This window comes from Microbacterium sp. 13-71-7 (assembly GCF_002257455.1).
GTDB lineage: Bacteria > Actinomycetota > Actinomycetes > Actinomycetales > Microbacteriaceae > Microbacterium.
Genome location: NZ_NCKN01000268.1, coordinates 1 through 4,927 on the forward strand (window position 1 = coordinate 1; position 4,927 = coordinate 4,927).

The following is a 4,927-nucleotide window of genomic DNA, read 5'->3' on the forward strand; positions in this document are numbered from 1 at the left end:
AGCTCGGTGCGGTGCGCGTCGGTGTACTCCTCGCCTCGATGGATCGCGCCGTTGCGGCCGCAAGCGAGGATGTCGACCGCGCCATCGGCGAGCAGCAGACGCACGATCGCGTTGCCGGCCGCGCCGACGCCCGACACGACGATCCGCACCTCGCCGATCGTCTTGCCGACGACCTTGAGGGCGTTGCGCAGAGCGGCGAGGGTGACGATCGCGGTGCCGTGCTGGTCGTCGTGGAAGACCGGGATGTCGAGCTCCTCGCGCAGGCGCGCCTCGATCTCGAAGCAGCGCGGGGCCGCGATGTCCTCGAGGTTCACCCCGCCGTAGACCGGGGCGATCGCCTTGACGATCTTGATGATCTCCTCGGTGTCCTTGGTGTCCAGGCAGACCGGCCAGGCGTCGACGTTCGCGAACTGCTTGAACAGCGCGGCCTTGCCCTCCATGACGGGGAGCGCGGCCTCGGGGCCGATGTCGCCGAGGCCGAGCACCGCGGTGCCGTCGGTGACGACCGCGATGGTGTTGCGCTTGACGGTGAGGTTGCGGGCCTTGCTCTTGTCCTCGGCGATCGCCATGCAGACGCGGGCGACGCCGGGCGTGTAGGCGCGGGACAGGTCATCGCGATTGCGCAGCGGCACGCTCGGCACAACCTCGAGCTTTCCGCCCAGGTGCATGAGGAAGGTGCGATCGCTGACCTGGCGCACGGCCACGCCCTCAAGCGCCTCGACGCCGGCACGGACCTCTTCGGCGTGCTCCTCGCCCGTGGTGTTGCAAGTCAGGTCGACGACGATCGTCGTGGGGTGGGACTCCACGACGTCGAGGGCGGTCACGACGGCGCCCGCGGCCGCGGCGGCCGCCGCGAGCTCGCTCGTGACGGTGAAGTTGGACGGCGCGTCGATGCGCAGCGTGATCGAATTTCCGGGACCCGGGTTCGCCATGATTCCTCCTCATCGAGGCGTCCCGGGCGGAGCCTCGGGCGCTTGTTGCGGTGATGAACTTCTCAGAACTTTCGTATAGTGGACACTATTATCTCTATCGTGGAAGTTTTGCGCAAGGCGGGATTCGGATCCCCTCGGATTTCCGGCGCGGCACTCTCGCATGATGGAATTACCGCAAGGACGGGAGCTGACATGGCGGAGAATCCGAGCACGACAGGCGCGAAGGCCGCAGATCCGAAACCCGGCAGAGGCGCGGGATCCGGCGTGCAGTCGGTCGAGCGGGTGTTCGAGCTGCTCGAGCTCGTGACCGACGCCGGCGGCGACGTCACGCTCAGCGAGCTGTCCGCGTCGACCGATCTCCCGCTGCCGACGATCCACCGGCTGCTGCGCACGCTCGTCTCACTGGGCTACGCGCGCCAGCTGCCGAACCGCCGCTATGCGCTCGGCCCGCGGCTGATCCGCATCGGCGAAGGCGCGTCGCGCCAATTCGGCGCACTCGCGCGTCCGCAGCTGAAGACCCTCGTCGACGCCCTCGGCGAGAGCGCCAACATGGCCGTGCTCGACGGCGACATGGTGGTCTACGTCGCCCAGGTGCCCTCGCAGCACTCCATGCGCATGTTCACCGAGGTGGGCCGCCGCGCCAACGTGCACGACACCGGCGTCGGCAAGGCGATCCTCGCCCAGCTCGACGACGACACCGTGCGCGGCATCGTCGGCCGCACCGGCATGAGCACCCCGACCTCGTTCAGCATCGGCACGGTGGACGCACTGCTCAAGGAGCTCGACGTCATCCGCGAGCGCGGCTACTCGATCGACGAGCAGGAGCAGGAGATCGGCGTGCGCTGCTACGCGATGGCCGTGCCCGGCGCGCCGACGCCGACCGCGGTCTCGGTGTCCGGCCCGATCGCGCGCGTCACCGAGGAGTTCGGCCAGCGCGCCGTCCCGCTGCTCCGCGAGGCCGCCGGCGCGATCGCCGCCGACCTCGAGGCGTAGCCCGCGGCCCGATCCCGGGGTCGTTGAGCGCGGACGCGCAGCGACCGAGACGAAACGCGGCGCCCTCCCGAGCAGGGCGGCCACCGCTCGCCGCGCCGTACGCCGTACGCTGCGCGAGATGCAAAACGCCGCTCCGGCAGCCCCGCCACAGACAAAACCCATCTCCGACGCGCATCCGCCCTCGCCGCGAGATGGAAAACGCGGGCCTGGGCGCTCCCGAACCGACCAGATCCATCTCGCGGTGACTCGGGCCAGCCGACATGTTTACGGCCGACCCGGATCCATCACGCCTGCCTCATCGCGACCGCCCGGCGGAGCCGGCCGAGGAACGCTCCGGATCCGTCCATCAGGTCGAGCTGGGTGAGACGGATGACGATCCAGCCGCGGTCCTCGAGTTCGCGCTGACGCTGGATGTCCCGGCGCCACTGGGCGGCATCGGTGCGGTGCCCGTCGCCTTCGTACTCGATCGCGATCTTCCACTGCGGGTAGGCGAGATCGATCCGCGCGACGAGCCGCTGCCCCTCGCGGACTTCGTGCTGGACGACCGGTTCGGGCAGCCCGGCATCGACGATGAGCAGGCGCGTCTCGGTCTCCTTCGGAGACTCCACGCCGGCAACGGCTCGGGCAGAGCCGTCAGGATCGTCATACGCCCGGGAAACCGCCCCCACTGGCGCACACGCTCGCCCAGCTCGTGGGGAGAGGCCACAGGTCGCCCCCGCCGCAGCCCGGGGTAGTCGTCGGCGTCGGTGAGCAGCGCATCGAGCAGGATCACGGCCTGCGCGAGGTCCAGGTCCGCCGCGCAACTGAGAACCGCGGCGATCGGATCCACCACGGGAAGGGATCCGATCCACCACGTGGACGCCCGGTCCTCCCTGAGCCGACGACCACGGATGCCCCGGCTCCTCGGCGGAGTCGCGTCCGGCGGCACGACCACCTCAAGCGGCTCGCCCTGCCTCCACCGCCGTGGATGGGGCAACCCCCAGAGGCGCGCCGCCGTCACACCCACGAAACGCTGCCGCGGCTTCAGCCGCCGCGCTCCGCACGCGACGACGGCGGCGAACGTCTCCGGGACCTCGCTCGAACGCACGCCCCGGAACGGGCGATGCAGATCGCGCGCATCCGCCCTGGCCCGACCGAGACCGGCGGCCTGCGCCTCGCGCAGCGTGAACTCCGCTCCGAGCGTCGAAGGCAGCGGGATCCGGTGATGCATCCCCCGATGCTCGCCGATGACCGAACCCGACGAAGCCGCGATCACGTGATCCGTGGAATCCTGCCGACCGGAGCGCCCTGGGGAGGACGGACCACAGGCCACCGGCCGCGGGCCGCGCTCTGCCCCGCGCACCACGGGCCACGCTCAACCCCGCAGACGCGCTGCGAGATGGAAAGCGTCGCCCCCCGGATCCGCAGAGCGACACTTTCCATCTTCACGACCTCGCGGTTCGAACGAGGAGATGGAAAACGTCGCTCCGGGCTGAGTCAGGAGCGACGTTTTCCATCTCTTGCGCCGCATCTCGCGCGCCAGGCGCCAAACGACGCCGAAGAAAGCCCCGCGGCGCCGGTGCTCGCTCAACGACCCCGGAGGGACGTCACTCCGCGTCGGTGCCGCTCGTGCCGGCGTTGACGTCGAGCAGGCGGTACCTCTCGGCCGCCTGCGCGGGGATCGCCGCGTCCACCTCGCCGCGCGCGGCGAGCAGCTGCAGCGTGCGCACCACGACGCTCGGGCCGTCGATCTTGAAGAACCGGCGGGCCGCGGCGCGCGTGTCGGAGAAGCCGAAGCCGTCGGCGCCGAGGCTCGCCCAGTCGTTCGGGACGAACTGGCGGATCTGGTCCGGCAGGTCCTTGGCATAGTCGCTGACGGCCACGATCGGCCCGCGCGCGTCCGCGAGCTGCTGCTGCACGAACGGCACCCGCGAGCCGCGTCCGAGGAACTCGTCCTCCTCCGCGGCGACCGCGTCGCGGCGCAGCTCGGTCCAGCTGGTCACCGACCACACGTCGGCCTCCACGCCCCAGTCGTCGCGGAGGAGCTGCTGCGCCTCCTGCGCCCAGGTCACGCCGATGCCCGACGCGAGCAGGTGCGCCCTGGGCGCCGCGACCGGAGCGATCCGGTGGATCCCGCCCAGGATCCCCGCCACGTCGACGCCCTCGGGCTCGGCCGGCTGCACGATCGGCTCGTTGTAGACCATGAGGTTGTAGATGTGGTTGCGGTCGGTCGAGTCCGCGCCGTACATGCGCTCGATCCCCGCGCGCACGATGTGGCCGATCTCGTAGCCGAACGCCGGGTCGTAGGTGACCACGGCAGGGTTCGTCGCGGCGAGTAGCGGCGAGTGCCCGTCGGCGTGCTGCAGGCCCTCGCCGGTCAGCGTGGTGCGGCCCGCGGTCGCCGAGATGAGGAAGCCGCGCGTCATCTGGTCGGCGGCCGCCCACAGCGAGTCGCCGGTGCGCTGGAAGCCGAACATCGAGTAGAACACGTACACCGGCACGAGCGGCACGCCATGCGTCGCGTAGGCCGTGCCCGCGGCGGTGAAGGCGGCGATGGATCCCGCCTCGTTGATGCCGACGTGCAGGATCTGCCCCGCGGTCGACTCCTTGTACGAGAGCACGATGTCGCGGTCGACGGCGAGGTAGTTCTGCCCGTTCGGGTTGTAGATCTTCGCGGTCGGGAAGAACGCGTCCATGCCGAAGGTGCGCGCCTCGTCCGGGATGATCGGCACGATGCGCTGGCCGAACTCGGGGTCGCGCATGAGGTCCTTGAGCACGCGCACGAACGCCATGGTGGTCGCGGCCTGCTGCTTGCCGGATCCGCGTGCCGCCACCTCGTACGCCTTCGCGTCCGGCAGGGCGATCTCCCCCGACGCGTTCGGACGACGCTCCGGCAGGTAGCCGCCCAGCGCCCGGCGGCGCTCCTGCAGGTATCGGACCTCGGGGGCGTCGGCGCCGGGGTGGTAGTACGGCGGCCGGTACGGGTCGGCCTCGAGCTGGGCGTCCGTGATCGGCACGCGCAG

General features: G+C 70.8%; 2 protein-coding genes and 2 pseudogenes. 1 reads left to right on the plus strand and 3 read right to left on the minus strand.

Annotated features, from left to right (window positions below):
* Positions 1 to 932, minus strand: a pseudogene (locus tag B7X32_RS18395) (NAD-dependent malic enzyme); the annotation flags it as partial.
* Positions 933 to 1,124: 192 nt separating this feature from the next.
* On the opposite strand from B7X32_RS18395, the gene B7X32_RS18400 reads away from it, so the two are divergent.
* Entirely contained in the window at positions 1,125 to 1,925 is an 801-nt protein-coding gene (locus B7X32_RS18400; RefSeq protein WP_292722989.1) for an IclR family transcriptional regulator, read from the plus strand.
* Between the two features lie 284 nt (positions 1,926 to 2,209).
* On the opposite strand, the gene B7X32_RS18405 is transcribed toward B7X32_RS18400, so the two are convergent.
* On the minus strand, positions 2,210 to 2,533 hold the full coding sequence (locus tag B7X32_RS18405) for a DUF559 domain-containing protein (RefSeq protein ID WP_292722992.1): 324 nt from the start codon (positions 2,531 to 2,533) through the stop codon (positions 2,210 to 2,212).
* A 978-nt stretch (positions 2,534 to 3,511) separates the two neighbouring features.
* Positions 3,512 to 4,927 (minus strand): annotated as a pseudogene (locus tag B7X32_RS18410) (pyruvate dehydrogenase (acetyl-transferring), homodimeric type); the annotation flags it as partial.